Origin of the sequence: Rhodoplanes sp. P11 (assembly GCF_964266735.1) — a bacterium.
Classification (GTDB): domain Bacteria; phylum Pseudomonadota; class Alphaproteobacteria; order Rhizobiales; family Xanthobacteraceae; genus Rhodoplanes; species Rhodoplanes serenus.
In genome coordinates, this window is record NZ_CAXWGY010000018.1 from 179,357 (window position 1) to 196,454 (window position 17,098).

The 17,098-nt window shown below is 73.6% G+C and carries 14 protein-coding genes; 7 read left to right on the forward strand and 7 right to left on the reverse strand.

Features of this window, described 5'->3' with window-relative positions:
• Positions 1-166: 166 nt before the first annotated feature.
• The 3 genes from ACFQUV_RS17610 (at position 167) to ACFQUV_RS17620 (ending at position 2,904) form a co-directional block, all read left to right on the forward strand.
• The gene (locus ACFQUV_RS17610) at positions 167-682 is read left to right on the forward strand and encodes a tRNA (cytidine(34)-2'-O)-methyltransferase (protein ID WP_129611296.1); all 516 of its coding nucleotides are present in this window, start codon (positions 167-169) and stop codon (positions 680-682) included.
• A gap of 140 nt (positions 683-822) precedes the next feature.
• A complete protein-coding gene (hemF, locus tag ACFQUV_RS17615) occupies positions 823-1,749 on the forward strand; it encodes an oxygen-dependent coproporphyrinogen oxidase (protein WP_129611295.1) in 927 nt (308 codons plus the stop codon).
• Positions 1,750-1,755: 6 nt separating this feature from the next.
• The gene (locus ACFQUV_RS17620; RefSeq protein WP_129611294.1) at positions 1,756-2,904 is read left to right on the forward strand and encodes an AAA family ATPase; all 1,149 of its coding nucleotides are present in this window, start codon (positions 1,756-1,758) and stop codon (positions 2,902-2,904) included.
• 13 nt (positions 2,905-2,917) lie between these two features.
• Here the strand turns inward: ACFQUV_RS17620 and ACFQUV_RS17625 are convergent, their stop codons facing one another.
• The 4 genes from ACFQUV_RS17625 to ACFQUV_RS17640 form a co-directional block, all read right to left on the reverse strand.
• Complete coding sequence (locus ACFQUV_RS17625; protein ID WP_129611293.1) at positions 2,918-4,192, reverse strand: CCA tRNA nucleotidyltransferase; 1,275 nt, start codon at positions 4,190-4,192, stop codon at positions 2,918-2,920.
• Entirely contained in the window at positions 4,189-4,452 is a 264-nt protein-coding gene (locus ACFQUV_RS17630; protein WP_111384312.1) for a DUF6111 family protein, read from the reverse strand. The genes ACFQUV_RS17625 and ACFQUV_RS17630 overlap by 4 nt, the downstream gene beginning before the upstream one ends.
• Before the next feature lie 37 nt (positions 4,453-4,489).
• A complete protein-coding gene (locus tag ACFQUV_RS17635) occupies positions 4,490-5,155 on the reverse strand; it encodes a CoA pyrophosphatase (protein ID WP_111384311.1) in 666 nt (221 codons plus the stop codon).
• Positions 5,156-5,306: 151 nt separating this feature from the next.
• The gene (locus ACFQUV_RS17640) at positions 5,307-5,942 is read right to left on the reverse strand and encodes a DUF1285 domain-containing protein (RefSeq protein ID WP_129608412.1); all 636 of its coding nucleotides are present in this window, start codon (positions 5,940-5,942) and stop codon (positions 5,307-5,309) included.
• Between the two features lie 234 nt (positions 5,943-6,176).
• Here ACFQUV_RS17640 and ACFQUV_RS17645 point away from each other — a divergent pair, with 234 nt between their 5' ends.
• The 4 genes from ACFQUV_RS17645 (at position 6,177) to ACFQUV_RS17660 (ending at position 13,288) form a co-directional block, all read left to right on the forward strand.
• Positions 6,177-7,181 carry a MoxR family ATPase gene (locus tag ACFQUV_RS17645; protein WP_111384309.1) on the forward strand — a complete coding sequence of 335 codons (1,005 nt, stop codon included), beginning with the start codon at positions 6,177-6,179 and terminating at the stop codon, positions 7,179-7,181.
• 5 nt (positions 7,182-7,186) lie between these two features.
• Positions 7,187-8,236, forward strand: coding sequence for a DUF58 domain-containing protein (locus ACFQUV_RS17650; protein WP_129608411.1), 1,050 nt, complete (start codon positions 7,187-7,189; stop codon positions 8,234-8,236).
• Positions 8,236-11,067 (forward strand): DUF4159 domain-containing protein, encoded by a 2,832-nt coding sequence (locus tag ACFQUV_RS17655; protein ID WP_165363826.1) that lies wholly within the window; start codon positions 8,236-8,238, stop codon positions 11,065-11,067. Before ACFQUV_RS17650 ends, ACFQUV_RS17655 begins: the two co-directional genes overlap by 1 nt.
• Before the next feature lie 148 nt (positions 11,068-11,215).
• The gene (locus ACFQUV_RS17660) at positions 11,216-13,288 is read left to right on the forward strand and encodes a hypothetical protein (protein ID WP_129608409.1); all 2,073 of its coding nucleotides are present in this window, start codon (positions 11,216-11,218) and stop codon (positions 13,286-13,288) included.
• A gap of 42 nt (positions 13,289-13,330) precedes the next feature.
• Here ACFQUV_RS17660 and ACFQUV_RS17665 read toward each other — a convergent pair whose 3' ends face one another.
• The 3 genes from ACFQUV_RS17665 to ACFQUV_RS17675 are packed head-to-tail and all read right to left on the reverse strand — an operon-like array spanning position 13,331 to position 16,961.
• Entirely contained in the window at positions 13,331-14,788 is a 1,458-nt protein-coding gene (locus ACFQUV_RS17665; RefSeq protein WP_129608408.1) for a hypothetical protein, read from the reverse strand.
• A gap of 8 nt (positions 14,789-14,796) precedes the next feature.
• Positions 14,797-15,789, reverse strand: coding sequence for a DUF6384 family protein (locus tag ACFQUV_RS17670; protein WP_207211417.1), 993 nt, complete (start codon positions 15,787-15,789; stop codon positions 14,797-14,799).
• A complete protein-coding gene (locus tag ACFQUV_RS17675) occupies positions 15,789-16,961 on the reverse strand; it encodes a cell surface protein (RefSeq protein ID WP_129608407.1) in 1,173 nt (390 codons plus the stop codon). Before ACFQUV_RS17675 ends, ACFQUV_RS17670 begins: the two co-directional genes overlap by 1 nt.
• Positions 16,962-17,098 lie beyond the last annotated feature (137 nt).

A 17,098-nucleotide genomic window follows, 5' to 3' on the forward strand; every position in this document is an offset into this window, starting at 1 on the left:
GTGCGGCATGCGTTCGTGCGCATGCGTCGGTCCGGGGCGGAGGGGCGTGGAGGTGGCGGATGCGGGCGCAGGCGCGCCGGGGCGGCACGGTCGTCGGTCCCAGGGCCGACGATCGCACACGCCTCCCGACGCCGGTCGGCGGCGCCGACGAGCGAGCCACTGAAGCATGCGCATCGCTCTCTTCGAGCCGGACATCCCGCAGAACACCGGCACCATCATGCGGCTCGCGGCCTGCCTCGGCGTCGCGGTGGATCTCGTCGAGCCCGCCGGCTTTCCCACCACGGATCGGGCCTTTCGTCGTGCCGGCATGGATTATCTCGACCGGGTGCGGCTCACCCGCCACGCCTCGTTCGACGCCTTCGAGGCGTTCCGGGCCGCGCGCGGGCTGCGCCTGGTGCTGTTCACCACGGCGGCCGCCACGCCGTTCCTGGAGCACGCCTTCACGCCCGACGACGTGCTGATGTTCGGGCGCGAAACCAGCGGCGTGCCGGAGCACGTCCATGCCGCCGCGGCCGCCCGCCTCGTCATCCCGCTGCGGCCCGGACTGCGCTCGCTCAACGTCGCCATGGCGTGCGCCATGGCGGTCGGCGAGGCGTTGCGCCAGACCGGCGGTTTCACGGGTCCTGCGCCGGCGCGTCGGGAGTCTCCCGTCGCCGCTTCCGATTTAGTCTTTCGAGATTAGTCACCGAGGATATGATGCCGAACCACAACGGGCGGCGCACCGGCCGCCTGCGGACGGCCCGCACCACACGACGATATGCAGGCCCCTCGTCCGCGAGACCTCCGCAGGCCAAATCCCCGCGCGAGACCCGGAGCTGATCCATGGCCACCCCCGCCCCCGTTTCGTCCGCCTCGCCGCTGCCCGATGCCGCCGTGCTCGATGCCCGCAAGCACGAGGCCCGCGCCTGGTTCGAGCGGCTGCGCGACGACATCTGCGTCGCCTTCGAGGCGATCGAGGATGCCGCCCCGCCGGCGCTCTACGGCGAGCCGGCCGGTCGCTTCGAGCGGACGCCGTGGCGCCGCACCGACCACGCCGGCCACGATGGGGGTGGCGGCGTGATGGCGATGATGCGCGGCCGTGTGTTCGAAAAGGTCGGCGTCCATGTCTCCACCGTGCACGGCGAGTTCGCGCCGGAGTTCCGCAAGGACATTCCGGGCGCCGCCGACGATCCGCGCTTCTGGGCCTCCGGCATCTCGCTGATCGCCCATCCGTCGAGCCCGCATGTCCCGACCGCCCACATGAACACGCGGTTCGTCGTCACCACGCGGGCGTGGTTCGGCGGTGGCGCCGACCTCACCCCGATGCTCGACGCCCGCCGCACGCAGGACGACCCCGACACGGTGGCGTTCCACGCCGCCATGCGGGGCGCCTGCGCGGCGCATCCGGCGGTGGCCGCCTACGACCGTCTGAAGGCGTGGTGCGACGAGTACTTCTTCCTGAAGCACCGCAACGAGCCGCGCGGCGTCGGCGGCATCTTCTACGACTGGCTCGACTCCGGCGACTGGGCGGCCGACTTCGCCTTCACGCAGGACGTCGGCCGCGCCTTCCTCACCGTCTATCCGCGCCTCGTGCGCGAAAACCTCGCGACGCCGTGGAGCGAGGCCGAGCGCGACGCCCAGCTCGTGCGCCGCGGCCGCTATGTCGAGTACAATCTGCTCTACGACCGCGGCACCGTGTTCGGCCTGAAGACCGGCGGCAATGTCGAGTCGATCCTCTCCTCGATGCCGCCGCTGGTGAAATGGCCATGAGGTCCGATGCCGATCCGTGAGGTCGCCGTCGCGGGCTATCGATCGCTGCGCGCCATCCGCTTTCCCGTCGGGGCGCTCACCGTGTTCGTCGGGGCCAACGGGGTCGGCAAGAGCAACCTCTATGGGGCGCTTCAGCTTCTCCAGGCGTCCGCCGCCGGCACGCTGGCGCGCGCGCTCGCCGCCGAGGGCGGCATGCAGTCAGCCCTGTGGGCCGGTCGGCGGCCGACCGGCAAGCCGGCCCGGATCAGGCTCGCGGCCACCATCGAGGTCGACGGGCTCGGCACCGACTATGTGGTCGAATGCGGGCTGGCCCCGCCCACCGGGGCGGCGTTTCCGTTCGAGCCGCAGATCAAGGAGGAGAGCCTGGTGCTCCACACCGGGCGGCGGCCGCTGACGCTGCTGGAGCGGCGCGGGCCGCGGGCCACGGTGGCCGGCGAGGCGGGGCGGGCGCGGCCGCTGGGGCTGCCGTTGCTCGCCTCCGAGACGGCGCTCGGCGCGGTGCGCGACCTCGCCGGCTGTCCCGAGCTCGATGCGGTCCGCCGCGCCATGCTCGACTGGCGCTTCTATCACGACCTGCGCAGCGACCGGGCCTCGCCGTTACGTCAGCCCTGCCTCGCCGTGACGACGCCGACGCTGTCGTCCGACGGGGCGGACCTCGCCGCCGTCTTCGCGACCCTCGTCCATGTCCGCCAGGACACCATCGACCTCGACCGGGCCATCGACGACGCCTTCCCGGGCGCCCGCCTCGTCGTTCCGGAGCCCGGCCGGTGCGCCTCCTTCGGCATGATCTTCCCGGATTACCCGAAGCGGCTGTTCGAGGCCGGCGAATTGTCCGATGGGACGCTGCGCTATCTGGCGCTCGCCGGCGCGCTGCTCGGCTACCGGCTGCCCGGCTTCGTCGCCCTCAACGAGCCGGAGGCGAGCCTGCATCCGGACCTGCTGGCGCCGCTCGCCCGCCTGATCGTGCAGGCGGCGGAGCGCACCCAGGTCTGGGTGGTGACCCATTCGGAGCGGTTGGCCGAGGCCCTCGCCGCCCATGGGCGGGTGACGCCACGGACAGTGGTCAAGCGCGACGGTGCCACCTGGATCGAGGGATTGCGGCTCGGCGGCGAGTTCGACGAGGACGAGGCGAGCGGCGCAGGCGAGGCCGATTGACCGCCGCCGGTCGTCAGCCGGCGGCGTCCGGCGCGGCGGCCGAGGCGCGCGCGACGGCCGCCGTCACGATGGCGTCGAGCGTCCCCCGGTCGGCGGGGAAGTCGGCGGCGATCCAGGCCGCCTCGGCGTCCCGCATGGCGGCGCCGACCGCCGGCCCGGCGAGGCCGCGCGTCATGAAGGCGTCGGCGCGCAGCGGCGAGCGCGGCACCGCCCACCGCTGCGGCAGGGTCGTCAGGGTGCGCCACGCATTCGCCGCCGCCGCCGCGTCCGGGGCGGCGCGGCTCCAGGCGAGCAGCACGCGGTCGGTGAACGACACCGGCCCGAGCCGGTAGAGCAGCGCGCGCGCCTCCGGCTCCGTCGTCGCAGGCCCGAGCCGCCACCAGCCCGTCGCCATGGCGGCGAGCCGGCGGTGCTCGGCATTGGACAGCCGCAGCCGCTCGCGCAGCCGCTCGGCGTCCTCCTCCACCAGCACCGCCAGCGCCGCCAGCCGGCGCACCGGGTCGGGCGGCAGCCCCAGCGCCGCCTCGCGCGCCGCCATGGCGGCGAAGTCGACCGGCAGCCCGACGCCGCCGAGCACGAGCTGGAGGATGCCGGTGTCCGACATCGCGACCAGCGTCGAGGCGGCGACCGGCGCCACGAGGAGCTTCAGCATCTCGCCGCGCACCCGCTCGCGCGACAGGTTGCGCAGGCTCTCGCGGGCGACGATGCAGGCATGGAGGCTCGGCCCGTCGAAGGCGCCGTTGCCGTAGGCGGCATGGAAGCGGAAGAAGCGCAGGATGCGCAGGTGGTCTTCCTCGATGCGCCGTTCCGGCTCGCCGATGAAGCGCACCCGCCGCGCCGCGACGTCGTCGAGGCCGCCGACCGGATCGTGCAAGGTGCCGTCCGGCGACACCGACAGGGCGTTCATGGTGAAGTCGCGCCGCTCCGCGTCGCTCTGCCAGTCGCGACCGAACGCTACCTTGGCCTTGCGGCCGAAGGTCTCGACATCGGTGCGCAGCGTCGTCACCTCGAACGGCCGTCCGTCCGCCACCACCGTCACGGTGCCGTGGTCGAGGCCGGTCGGCACCGTCTTGAAGCCGGCCGCCGCGGCCCGCCGCACCACCTCGTCGGGGAGCGCCGTGGTGGCGATGTCGATGTCGCCGGGCGCTTCGCCGATGAGCGTGTTGCGCACTGCGCCACCCACCACCCGGGCCTCCTCGCCGTCGCGGTCGAGCACCGCCAGCACGGCGGCGAGCGGCTCCGCGGCGAGCCATGCGGCGTCGAGACGGCGTTGCGGGACCTCGGTCATTGCGTGGTGCCCGGCACGAAGCGCCCGTTCTCCATGTGGGCCGGCACGTAGACGGAGTTCGGCGGCGCGCCCCCGAACTCGGCCATCACCACGAAGCTGACCACCACCAGGGCGAGGGCCGCGAGCGTCAGCCAGGCGACCGTGGACCAGCGCCACGAGTCGGGGTGGAGGACGCCGGCGCGTGTCGCCATCAGAAACACGGCGTAGAGCACGAACGGCGTCAGGAACAGGGCGAGTTCGGTGAGGATCGGGCGGATCATGATCTCAATCGGTTGATGCGGAGCCCGGCGGGCGGCGTCATCGCGCATACACCCGATCGTACAGGTTGCGCAGGATGCCGGCGGTGACGCCCCAGATGTACCGCTCCTGATAGGGCATCACGTAGAAGCGCCGCCGCAGGCCCTTCCAGTCGCGGCTGTGCAGGGCATGGTTCTGCTTGTCCATCAGGAATGCCAGCGGCACCTCGAAGGCGTCCTCCACCTCGGCCTCGTTGAGCACCAGCGTATAGCCGGGGGCGACGCGGGAGACCACCGGCAGGATGCGGAACCCCGAGAAGGTGCAGTAGAGGTCGAGATAGCCGATCGGGTCGACGAGGGCGCGGTCGAGCCCGATCTCCTCCTCGGCCTCGCGCAGCGCGGCGTCGAGCGGGGTGGCGTCGATGGGATCGATCTTGCCGCCCGGAAAGGCGATCTGGCCGGCATGGCTGGGCAGGCTGGTGGTGCGCTGGGTGAGGATGACGCCGGGCTCCGGCCGGTCGACGACGCCGATCAGCACGGCGGCGGGCCGCGCCGGGATGACGCCGGCCTGCGCCCACAGCTCGGGGTCGAGATCGATGTCGCCGCGGGTCGCCGGCTGCGACGGGTCGGTGAGGGCGGCCGGCACCGCCATGTCGAGCCGTGCCCGGGCGCGGTCGAAGAAGGCGTGGCCGAGGGCGAGCGGATCGGCGCGCTCGGTAGCTGTCATTTCGGTCAGCCCCCCACCCCCGACCCCTCCCCGCCACGCACTTCGCGCGCGGGGGGAGGGGAGCCGAAGCGCCTCGACTCCCCTCCCCCCATGTGCGTCAGCAAATGGTGGGGAGGGGTCGGGGGTGGGGGGCAACTTACACCAATCAGCATCATGAAACGTCTTTCAGCTCCTCGGCTGGGGCCATCGGGAAGAAGGCGGTGCCGGAGGCGATGCCGAACATCCGGCAGCCGTCGATCGCGCGCTCCTCCCCGAGACTGACCAGATCGTAGTAGAGCGGCCGCACCAGCCGGGCCCACAGGCCGCGGCGGACATGCAGGTAGGGCTTGAGGCCGCCGGTGCCGGGCTCCGGCTCGAAGCGCAAGGCGTGCTCGGCGTCGCAGCTGACCCAATCGTCCACATTGGTGCGGAAGCGCAGCAGCGGTGCGGCACCGGCCCCATCGTCATCGGCGGCGCCGGTGGCGGACGGAACTGGCTCGCGCACCATCTCGACCGCCAGGAAGGGCACGTCGTCGACCGTGATGCCGCACTTCTCGACCGGCGTCACCAGCACGTAGCGATCGCCGTCGCGGCGGAGCACCGAGGCGAACAGCTTGACCAGCGCGGGCCGGCCGATCGGCGTGCGCTGGTAGAACCAGGTGCCGTCGGCGGCGATCCGCATGTCGATATCGCCGCAGTCGGGCGGATTCCACAAATGCACGGGGGGCGGCCCGCGGCGGGCGGCGTCGCGCGCCGCGCTCGCCAGCGCCTCGAAGCCGGTCGCGCCGGTCTGCCCTTCGTTCGCCACGGTTCGACCCGACCCTCCGGGCGACGCGCGCCCTCATGGTTGCTGCGGCCCCGACGATCGGGTCGCGATTTCGTGAAGGGGCGTTGCCCCGCCCCGACTCATCTCGATAGCCTATGGTGCATAGGTGTGAGAGGAAACGGCCGGACGCAACGGCCAGTGGCGCGGTCGATGCATGTCGATCCGACCGCCCCTCGCAGGGCGGCGGTCCCCCACGAGGTCCGGATGGAGTCCCGAATGGCGTCGAGCGGCGAGAGCCTGGAAAAGCTGGAAGACATGATCGTCCGCGCCGCCGAGACCACGGCCGGGCATGTGCGCGCCGCCCGGGCGGCGGTCGGCACCGTCATCTTCGGCCAGGACCGGGTGGTCGAGCACGCGATCGTGACGATCCTGGCGGGCGGGCACGCGCTCCTCGTCGGTGTCCCCGGCCTCGCCAAGACCAAGCTGGTCGACACCATGGGCACCGTGCTCGGCCTCGACGCCAAGCGCATCCAGTTCACCCCCGACCTGATGCCCTCCGACATTCTCGGCAGCGAGGTGCTGGAGGAGAGCCCGGGCGGCAAGCGCAGCTTCCGCTTCATTCCGGGGCCGGTGTTCGGCCAGCTCCTGATGGCCGACGAGATCAACCGGGCGAGCCCGCGCACCCAGTCGGCGCTGCTCCAGGCCATGCAGGAGCAGCACGTCACCGTCGCCGGCGCCCGCCACGACCTGCCGAAGCCCTTCCATGTGCTCGCGACCCAGAATCCGCTGGAGCAGGAGGGCACCTATCCGCTGCCGGAGGCGCAGCTCGACCGCTTCCTGATGGAGATCGACGTCGACTATCCCGACCTCGAGGCGGAGCGACGCATCCTGTTCGACACCACCGGGGCCGAGGAGAGCAAGGCGAAGCCCGCCATGACGGCCGACGACCTGATGGCGGCGCAGCGCCTGGTCCGCCGCCTGCCGGTCGGCGAGACGGTGGTGGAGGCGATCCTTCGCCTCGTGCGCTCGGCCCGTCCGGGCGCCGAAGGTCCCGAGGGCAAGCTGATTGCCTGGGGGCCGAGCCCGCGCGCCAGCCAGGCGCTGATGCTGGCGGTGCGCGCCCGCGCCCTGCTCGAAGGCCGCTACGCGCCGTCGGTCGACGACGTGCTGGCGCTCGCCGAGCCGATCCTCAAGCACCGCATGGCACTGACCTTCGCGGCGCGCGCCGACGGCGAGACGGTTCCGGGGATCATCGGCCGGCTCAAGAGCCGGATCGGATAGGCCCAATGGCGGCACCCCCCTCCGCCGTGTCGGCCCCCGCGTCGGCCGCCGATCGCGCCGCCTCCGACCGGGCCGTTCTGGATCGGGCCGGCGCATCGAGTCGGGCGCTCGCCGCCTTGATGCCGCGCCTGGTGCTGGAGGCGCGCCGCGTCGCCGCGACGGTGATTCACGGCCTGCACGGCCGCCGCCGCGCCGGGCCGGGCGAGAATTTCTGGCAGTATCGCCGCTTCGTCTCCGGCGAGTCCTCGGCCCGGGTCGACTGGCGCCGCTCCGCCCGCGACGAGCACCTCTATGTCCGCGAGCGTGAATGGGAGGCCGCCCATACGGTGTGGATCTGGCCCGACCGCTCGCCCTCGATGGCGTTCCGCTCGGCGCTCGCCCGCGACAGCAAGCTCGACCGCGCCCTGGTGATGGGGCTGGCGCTGGGCGAGGTGCTGGTGCAGGGCGGCGAGCGCGTCGGCATCCCCGGCCTGATGACGGTGACGGCCAACCGCAACGTCATCGACCGCATGGTGCAGGCGATCCTGCACGACGCCGCGGCGCCCGCCAGCCTGCCGCCGGCCTTCGCGCCGTCGCCGCTCTCCGAGGTGATCCTTTTGTCCGACCTGTGGAGCCCGATCGCCGAGATTCGCACGATGCTGGCACGGCTCAGCGCCGCGGGTGCTCACGGCCATGTGGTGCAGATCGTCGATCCGGCCGAGGAGACGTTTCCGTATGCGGGGCGCGTCGAGTTCGTCGAGCCCGAGGGCTTCGGCTCGATCACGGCCGGCCGCGCCGAGGCGTGGCGCGACGACTATGCGGCGCGCATCGCGCTCCACCGGAGCCAGATCCGCGCCGAGACCGACCGCATCGGCTGGAGCTTCGTGGTTCACCGCACCGACCGTCCGGCGACCGAGCTGATGCTTCAGCTTCATGCGCGGATGTCGGCCGGCCGCGGCGCGGCGCCACCGCCGCGCGGCGACACCACGCTCGATGCCGCGGACGCCGAGATCCGCGATGTCGAGATGCTCGAGGCCGGGCCGAACGCCGCCGTCGGCGACGCGAGGCCCGCATGATCCCCGGCCTGCCGCTCGCCTTCGCCCAGCCGCTGGTGCTGCTCGGCCTGGTCGCGCTGCCGATCCTGTGGTGGCTGCTGCGGCTGGTGCCGCCGCGGCCGCGCCGCGTCAGCTTCCCGCCGACGCGCCTGCTCGCCGATATCGCCCCCAAGGAGGAGACGCCGGCCCGCACGCCGTGGTGGCTGACGCTGCTGCGGCTGCTGCTCGCCGCGCTGGTGATCCTGGCGGCGGCCGGGCCGATGTGGAACCCGCCGGTGTCGACCGCCTCGGCGCGGGCGCCACTCGTCGTGCTGATCGACGACGGCTGGTCGGCGGCGGCGAGCTTCGACACCCGCCTGCGCGCCGCCGGCGAGCTGGTCGCTCGCGCCCAGGCGGACGGCCGCGGCATCGCCCTGGTGCCGCTGTCGGAGCCGACCCGCGATCTCTCCGTCGAGACACCGGACGCCGCCGCGGCGCGGCTGCGGCTGATCCGGCCGAAGCCGCATGCGGTCGAGCGCGCCGATGCCCTGCCGGCGATCGGCCGCCTCCTCGCCGCAACCCCGGAAGCCGAGGTGATCTGGCTCGCCGACGGCGTCGATCTCGGCCGCGGCGCCGAGTTCGTCTCTGGGCTCGCGCGCCTCGCCCAGGGACGTCCCGTCACCGTCGTCACCGGCGGGGTGCGCCCGGCGCTGGCGCTCGCGGCCGCCGACAACGCCGCCGGTGGACTCTCCGTGAAGGTCCTGCGGGCCGACGGCGACGAGGCCGGCGCCGGCACCGTGCGGGCGCTCGACCTGCGTGGCCTGCCGCTCGGCGACGCGACCTTCGCGTTCGGCGGCAGCGATCGCGAGACCGAGGCGCGCTTCGACCTGCCGGTCGAGATCCGCAACGACATCGCCCGCCTGGAGATCGCCGGCGAGGCATCGGCCGGCGCCGTGCAGCTGCTCGACAAGCGATGGCGGCGGCGCACCGTCGGGGTCGTCACCGGCTCGACCGCCGAGACCGCGCAGCCGCTGCTGGCCTCGACCTTCTATCTCGGCCGGGCGCTCGCCCCGTTCGCCGACGCCCGCATCGCCGAGCGCGGCGCCCCCGCCGAGGCGGTCGCCCAGTTCATCGACCAGCGCCTGCCCATGATGGTGCTGGCCGATGTCGGCAATGTCGCCGGCGAGGCCCGCGAGCGCCTGGCCCGCTGGGTCGACGACGGCGGCGTGCTGGTGCGCTTCGCCGGCCCGCGGCTCGCGGCCGCCGACGACGATCTCGTGCCGGTGCGGCTGCGCCGCGGCGGCCGGGTGCTCGGCGGCAGCCTGAGCTGGGAGCAGCCGCAGCGCCTCGCCAGCTTCTCGCATGACGGCCCGTTCGCCGGCCTGCCGGTGCCCGACGACGTCACGGTGACGCGCCAGGTGCTCGCCGAGCCGGACTCGAGCCTCGGCGATCACACCTGGGCGGCGCTCGCCGACGGCACGCCGCTCGTCACCGCCGCCAAGCGCGGCAAGGGGATGGTGGTGCTGTTCCACGTCACGGCCGATACCCGCTGGTCCGACCTGCCGATGTCCGGCGCCTTCGTCGAGATGCTCCGCCGCATCGTCGGCCTGTCGGGCGCGACCGTCGGCCCCGATGGCGGACCGACGCCGCAGGGCAGCGGCGAGACGGTGGCGCCGACCCGCATCCTCGACGGCCATGGCGTGTTCGGGCCGCCGCCGCCGACCGCCCGGCCGGTCGCCGCCGGCTATGCGGGGCGGGCCACCGCCGACAACCCGCCCGGCTTCTACGGTCCGCCCGAAGGGCTCGTCGCGGTCAACACGCTGACCGCCGCCGACCGGCCGAGGCCGCTCGATCTCGCGCCGCTCGGCGCCCGCGTCGAGCCCTACCGGGCGGCCGAGCCGCAGGACCTGCGCGGCCCGGTGTTCCTCGGCGCCGTCGCGCTGGCGCTGATCGATGCGCTCGTGGTGTTCTGGCTCGCCGGCGGCCTCGCCCGGCTGACCGGCTGGCAGCGGGCGCCCGCCGCGCTGCTCCTCGGCGCCACGCTGGCGCTCGCCGCGGCGGTGCCGCCGCCCGCTCATGCGGCGGAGCCCACCCGCGCCGCCGACCCGGCGGCCGACGACTTCGCCGCCAAGGCGACGGCCGGCACCCGGCTCGCCTATGTGACCACCGGCAACGCCGAGGTCGACGCCATCAGCAAGGCGGGGCTCCAGAGCCTCACGGTGTTCCTCGGCCAGCGCACCGCGCTCGAAGCCGGCGAGCCAATGGGGCTCGACATCGGCCGCGACGAGCTCGCCTTCTTCCCGATCATCTACTGGCCGATCGTGCCGGACGCGCCGAAGCCGTCGGCCCAGGCGCTCGCCCGCGTCGACGCCTACATGAAGCAGGGCGGCACCATCCTGTTCGACACCCGCGACGCCGTCGAGGCGACGCCCGGATCGGAGACCGCGAGCCCCGGCATGAAGGCGCTGCGCGACATCCTCGGCGCGCTCGACATCCCCGAGCTGGAGCCGATCCCGCGCGAGCACGTGCTGACCAAGACGTTCTTCCTGCTGCGCGACTTCCCGGGCCGCTTCACCGCCGGGCGGCTGTGGGTGGAGGCGATGCCGGTCGCCGATCCGGACGGACCGGAGGAGCGCCGCCCGGCGCGCGCCGGCGACGGCGTCTCGTCGATCCTGATCACCTCGAACGATCTCGCCGGCGCGTGGGCGACGCGGCCCGACGGGCAAGCGCTGCTGCCGCTGGTGCCGGGCGAGCCGCGCCAGCGCGAGCACGCCTTCCGGGCCGGCGCCAACATCGTCATGTACGCGCTCACCGGCAACTACAAGGCCGACCAGGTCCACGTCCCGGCGCTGCTGGAGCGGCTGGGGCAATGAGGCACGGCGCCGCGACGTGCTGGTCATTCCGGGACGGCGCCAGGCGCCGGACCCGGAATCCAGCCCCATGCTTTGAACTCGCGGCTGGATTCCGGGCGCGCGCCGGCGGCGCGCCCCGGAATGACGACGCGACAACCTTGGATTCCGCATGACCTTCGGCCTGTCCTTCGCGCCCCTGGTTCCCGACGCCGTGCTGTGGGCGGTCGCGGTGGCGGCCGTCGTGGTGGCGGCGCTGCTGCTCGTCGCCCGCACGCGCGGGGCCTGGGTGCGGGCGGCCGCACTCGCGCTCCTCGTCCTGGCGCTCGCCAATCCGTCGCTCACCCGCGAGGACCGCGAGCCGCTGTCGTCGGTCGCCGTCCTCGTCGTCGACAAGAGCGCCAGCCAGGGCTTCGGCGACCGCGCCGCGCAGACCGAGGCGGCGCGCGCCGCGCTGACCGAGCGGCTCCAGCGGATTCCCGGGCTCGAGCTGCGCACCGTCGAGGCCGGCCACGCCGACGGCGAGACCGACGGCACGCGGCTGTTCTCGGCGCTGTCGGCGGCGCTCGCCGACGTGCCGCCCGAGCGGGTCGCCGGGGCCGTGATGATCACCGACGGTCGCGTCCACGACGTGCCGGCGGATACCTCCGGGCTCGGCTTCGCGGCGCCCGTCCATGCGCTCGTCACCGGCTTCCCGGGCGAGCGCGACCGCCGCGTCGTGCTCACCTCGGCGCCGCGCTTCGGCATCGTCGGCCAGCAGCAGAGCGTGACGTTCCGGGTCGAGGACACCGGCGCGCCGCGCGGCGTCGCCGAGGTTCGCATCAGCCGCGACGGCGAGACGGTCGAGCGCCGCACCGTGCGCACCGGGGACGCCGTGCGGGTGCAGGTGCCGATTCCGCATCCGGGCCAGAACATCGTCGAGATCGAGACGTCGCCGCTCGACGGCGAGCTGACGCCGCTCAACAATCGCGCGGTCGTGTCCATCGACGGCGTGCGCGACAAGCTGCGCGTGCTGCTGGTCTCCGGCGAGCCGCACGCCGGCGAGCGGACGTGGCGCAACCTGCTCAAATCCGACGCCAACGTGGACCTGGTACACTTCACCATCCTGCGCCCGCCCGAGAAGCAGGACGGCACGCCGATCAACGAATTGTCGCTGATCGCCTTCCCGACCCGCGAGCTGTTCCAGCAGAAGATCCACGAGTTCCAGCTCATCATCTTCGACCGTTATGCCCGCCAGGGCGTGCTCCCGATCATCTATTTCGACAACATCGCCCGCTATGTGCGCGACGGCGGCGCGGTGCTGGTGGCGGCCGGCCCCGACTACGCCAGCAACACCAGCCTGTGGCGCACGCCGCTCGAATCGATCCTGCCGGCGGAGCCGAGCGGGCGCGTCACCGAGCAGGCGTTCCGTGCGGCGCTGACCGATCTCGGCAAGCGCCATCCGGTCACCCGCACGCTGGAGGGCGCCAAGGCCGAGCCGCCGGCGTGGAGCCGCTGGTTCCGCCTGGTCGATGCGCGGGCCGGCGACGGCATGACGGTGATGAAGGGGCCCGACGACAAGCCGCTGCTGGTGCTCGCCCGCGAGGGCGAGGGCCGCGTCGCGCTGCTGCTGTCCGATCACATCTGGCTGTGGGCGCGCGGCTACGAGGGCGGCGGGCCGCACATCGATCTGCTGCGGCGGCTGTCGCACTGGCTGATGAAGCAGCCCGATCTGGAGGAGGAGGCGCTGCGTCTGTTCGCCCGCGGCCGCGACCTCATGGTGCAGCGGCAGACCATGGGCGAGACGGTGGCGCCGATCACCCTGACGGCGCCGTCGGGGGCGACCCGCACGGTCGAGCTCGATGCCGCCGACCCGGGCGTGTGGCGCAAGTCGATCGAGGCGAACGAGCTCGGCCTGTGGCGGGCCACCGACGGCACCCTGACGGCGCTCGTCAATGTCGGCCCGCCCAATCCGCGCGAGTTCGCCGAGGTGACGTCGACCACCGACGGGCTGGCGCCGCTGCTCGACGCCACCGGCGGCAGCGCCCGCCGCCTGGCGGCGCGCGCCGGGGCGGATGTCGACGTGCCCCGCATCGTGCCAGTGCGCTCCTCCGAGACCTATCGGGGCGATAGCTGGATCGGCCTCAAGATGCGGGAGGCGAGCGTGGTGCGCGGCGTCGGCGTGCTGCCGATGTTCGCCGGCCTGCTCGGGCTTCTGCTGCTGGTCGGCAGCCTGGCCGCCACCTGGGCGCGCGAGGGGCGGTAGCGCGGGGCGTCGGACGCGGTGCGCGTCCGTCCGGAGCGGGGATCAGAAGCCGCCGCCGGTGCGCCAGCCGCCGCCACTCCCGCCACCACGGTCACCGCCCGAGTCCCGGTCGGACCCGCCGCCGGAGCCACCGCCCCACGGCCCGCCGCCCCACGGGCCGCCCGGCCACGACGGCCCCGAGCCGCGGCCGCCGAAGTCGGGGTCCGAGCGCCGCGGCGGGCCGCGCCAGCCGCCGCGCAGCACGCGGTCGAGATCGGCCCCTTGGAGCACCCCCTTGAGGATGCCGCCGACGATGTCGCCGATGATCTCGGTGCCGCCGTCGAACCGGCCGCGCGGGTCGTCGTAGCCGGAGCGCCGGGCGCGCTCGCGCGCCTGCTCCAGCTCGCTGCGGCGGGCCGCGGTGTCGCGGATGGTGTCGCGCAGCCGCGTCAGCTCCGCCTCGACCGACTGCAACTGCCGGCGCGTCTCGGTGATGGCGCCGACCGCCTGGTCGTCGGCCGGCGACGGGGTGCGCCGAGCGCCGTCGTAGAGATCGCGCAGGTCGCGCGCCGCCAGCGCCTGCGCCAGCATCTCGACCGCCTCGTCGTAGACGGCGCGATCGCCGGCCCCGACCGCGCGGTCACGCTCCTGGTCGAGCCCGGCGAGCGTGGCGCCGGCGGCCGCCACCGCCGCGTCCGCCGTCTGGGCGGCGGCGCGGGCGGTCTCGACCGACGCTTCGACCGGCGCGATCCCGTCGGCCACCAGGGCGGCGCGCTCGATCGCCGCCAGCGCGGCGGTGCGCGCCTCGACCTCGCGCTGCTTGTTGTCGGCGTGCTCGCGCAGCCGCAGCGGGATCTCCTGGAGCATGGCGTAGTTGGCGCGGGCGTCGCGGTAGCCGACCAGATCCGCGACCCAGCGGTCGATCGTCCGCGCCAGGCCGCCGCTGCGGTCCTCCGCCTGATCATGGCGGCGATCCCACAGATACATGAACAGCGGATCGCTCTCGTAGGGCTTGCGCTTCTCGGCCAGATCCCGCTCGGCCTGCGCCGCCTTGTCGGCGGCCGCGCCGGCGATCTCGCGGGCCGCGTCGAGCACCGCCTTGGCCTGCTGCCACGCCGTGTCGCCGGCGATGCGCCGCATGGTGGCGTGGCGGGCGTCGTCGAGCCGGTCGAGCGCGTCGGCGAGGCTCTGGTCGGCGGTGCGCTTGGCCGCCTCGGCCCGCTCCAGCGCCTGCCGCGCCGCCTCGCGGCGCTGCGCCAGGTCGGCAAGGCGGCGCCGGTGCTCCTCGATCATCGCCAGGGCGGCGCTCTCGCTGGCGTCGAGCGTGCCGATCAGCCGGTCGCGCGTCGCGGCGTCGAGCTTGACCCGGGCGAGCCGGCGGAAGCCGTCCGCCTCGGCCCGCCGCAGCATCGCGGCCTGCTCCATGGCGGAGCGTAGCGCCGAGTCGAGCTGTCCCTCGTCGGCCCGCACCCGGCCGATGGCCTGCTCGACGGTCGTCATCGCGTCGCGGCCGGAGATCATGACGGTCCTCACCAGGCGGTGATGCGGCCTTCGAGCACCGGCATGCGATAGACCGGGTCGAGGGCGCCGCGGCGCTTCTCGGCGAGCCGCGTGTTCTGGACGATGCCGTTGCGCTGCTTGTCGTCGCGCACCGCCTCGTAGGTCGACTGCGGCACCCGCACGGCGAAGCGGCTGACGGTCTCGGTGGCGTTGGTCTCGTCGTTGCGGATCGGCAGCGGCACCGGCCGGCCCTGCGGGTCGACGGCGTCGACGACGACGAAATAGGCGCGGCCGCGGAAGCTCGGATGCTCGCGCCAGATGCCGGTGCGGTCCTCCGGTCGGCCGGCGATGCGCAGCACGTAGTCCTGGCGGAGCTGGGCCGCGAGGGCGTCGAGCTCGGCCACCGTGGCACGCGCCTCGGCGACGTCGCCGCGGTCGAGCGCGGCACGGCCGCGGGCCGCCAAGGCGTCGGCGCGCTGCCGCACCGCCTCGTCGAGCGCCTCGGCCCGCACCGCGTCGCGACCGGCGGCGAGCCGGCGCGGCAATGTCTCGGCGAGCTCGACACGGGCTGCCTCGGCCGCCTTTTCACGCGGGCGCACCACGGCGAGGTCGTAGGCGCCGTAGCCGACGAGCGCGACGGCGAGCGCCGCCGCCACCCGCTTGCCCCAGCGGCCGCGCGCGACCCAGGCGAGCGCCAGCGTCCGCCGCCAGCCCGGCGCCGGCGGCGTGTAGACGAAGCGGCTCTCCTTCAGCGCCTTGACGCCCTGCGCCAGGATGCTGTCGGGCACCGCGATGCCCTGGCCCTGGTAGATCGCGCGGAGCCGCTCGATCAGCGCCTGCTCGCGGGTCTCCTCGGCGAGCTCGCGCTCGACCATGACGTCGCGATGCCGCAGCGTGTCGACGACGTCCATGGCGAGCATCAGCTCGTCGAGGGTGCCGGCGGCCCGCGGCGCCGCGGCGGGGGCCGTCGCCGTCGGGGCCGCCCCGGCGGGCGCGGTCGGGTTGGTCGGCGCGGCGGCCATCAGAGCGGCAGCGCCTTCCCGTCGGCCACCAGCTTGGCGATGCGGCGCTTGCCGTCCTCGACGGCGTCGCGAATCTCCTCGGAGTTCTTCGTCGCCATCGTCCGCATCTCGTCGATGATCCGCTGCGAGCGCTCCTGGAAGTCGACCACCGAGTCGACCAGCTTCTTCACCGCGTCGGCCCGCACGGTCGGGCCGTAGCCCGATCGCACCGCCGCCTCCTGCACCTTGTCGCCGATCTCCGACAGCGTCTCCAGCGACTTCGACATGCCCTCCTTCATGGCGTCGAGGGTGGCGGTCGATTCGTGCAGCCCGAACATGCCGGTGAACGACGCCTTGAGAGCGGTCAGCACCGTGTCGTTGGTGGTGAAGAAGGTGATCGACTGCGCGTAGATGCGCTCCTTGGCGTTGGTGGTCTGCTGCAAGCGGGCCATCACCACCTCGGAGGTGTTGTACGAGATGGTCAGGTTGTCGGCGAGGTCCTTGGCGATCTGGTAGCGCTTCTCCTCGTCCTGCACGCGGCGGAGCTGCTCGTCGCGGGCGAGCTCGAGCTTGGCGCGTTCGGCCGGCTCGCTGCCGGCGAAGCCCGCCACCTTGGCAGACGCCTCGGTCAGCGCCTTGCGCTCGCGGTCGAGCGCCGCCGTGGCGGTCGCCAGCACCTCCAGCGCCATCACCTCCGACTGCTTCAGGGCACCGCGGAAGTCGCGATAGGCTTCGAGGATGGTGTGCTCGCGGTCGATCTGGCCCTTGGTGTCCGCAGTGACGTCCAGATAGATCGCCTTGATCTTGTCGAAGCGGTCGGCGATGTCGCCGCGCGCGATCTTCATCCAGACGTTGGTGGCGCGCTCCATCAGGTCGAGGCGGCTGTCGGCGATCTGGTCGACCATGCGCTTGGCGTCGTCGCGGATCGAGTTGAAGCCGTTGGTGATGTCCTCGTAGCGCCGGCCGATCTCCATGCCGGCGATCTGCTCGCGCACCACCTCGTTGAACAGCGACGCCTGGCCGAGCGTGCGGGCGATCACCTGGATCTTGTCGGGCGCCAGCACGGAGATCTTTTCCAGGAGCGCGTTGATCGGGGCCGGCTCGGTCTTCTCCGGCACCAGGCCGACGTCGCGCAGGGCGCCCACCGCCCGGTCGAGATACTGCATCGAGGTCGGAACGGTCGGTTCGGCCATGACGATGTCTCCGTCTCGGTTGCCGTCGCCGGTCGGGCCGCGGGGCGCAGCCATCCGGATGCTGCGCGCTGTCCGGGAACGGGCGCGGTCGCGCGCGGCAGTCTAGTGTGTGGGCGGCCGCCCGCCAATCCGATCGG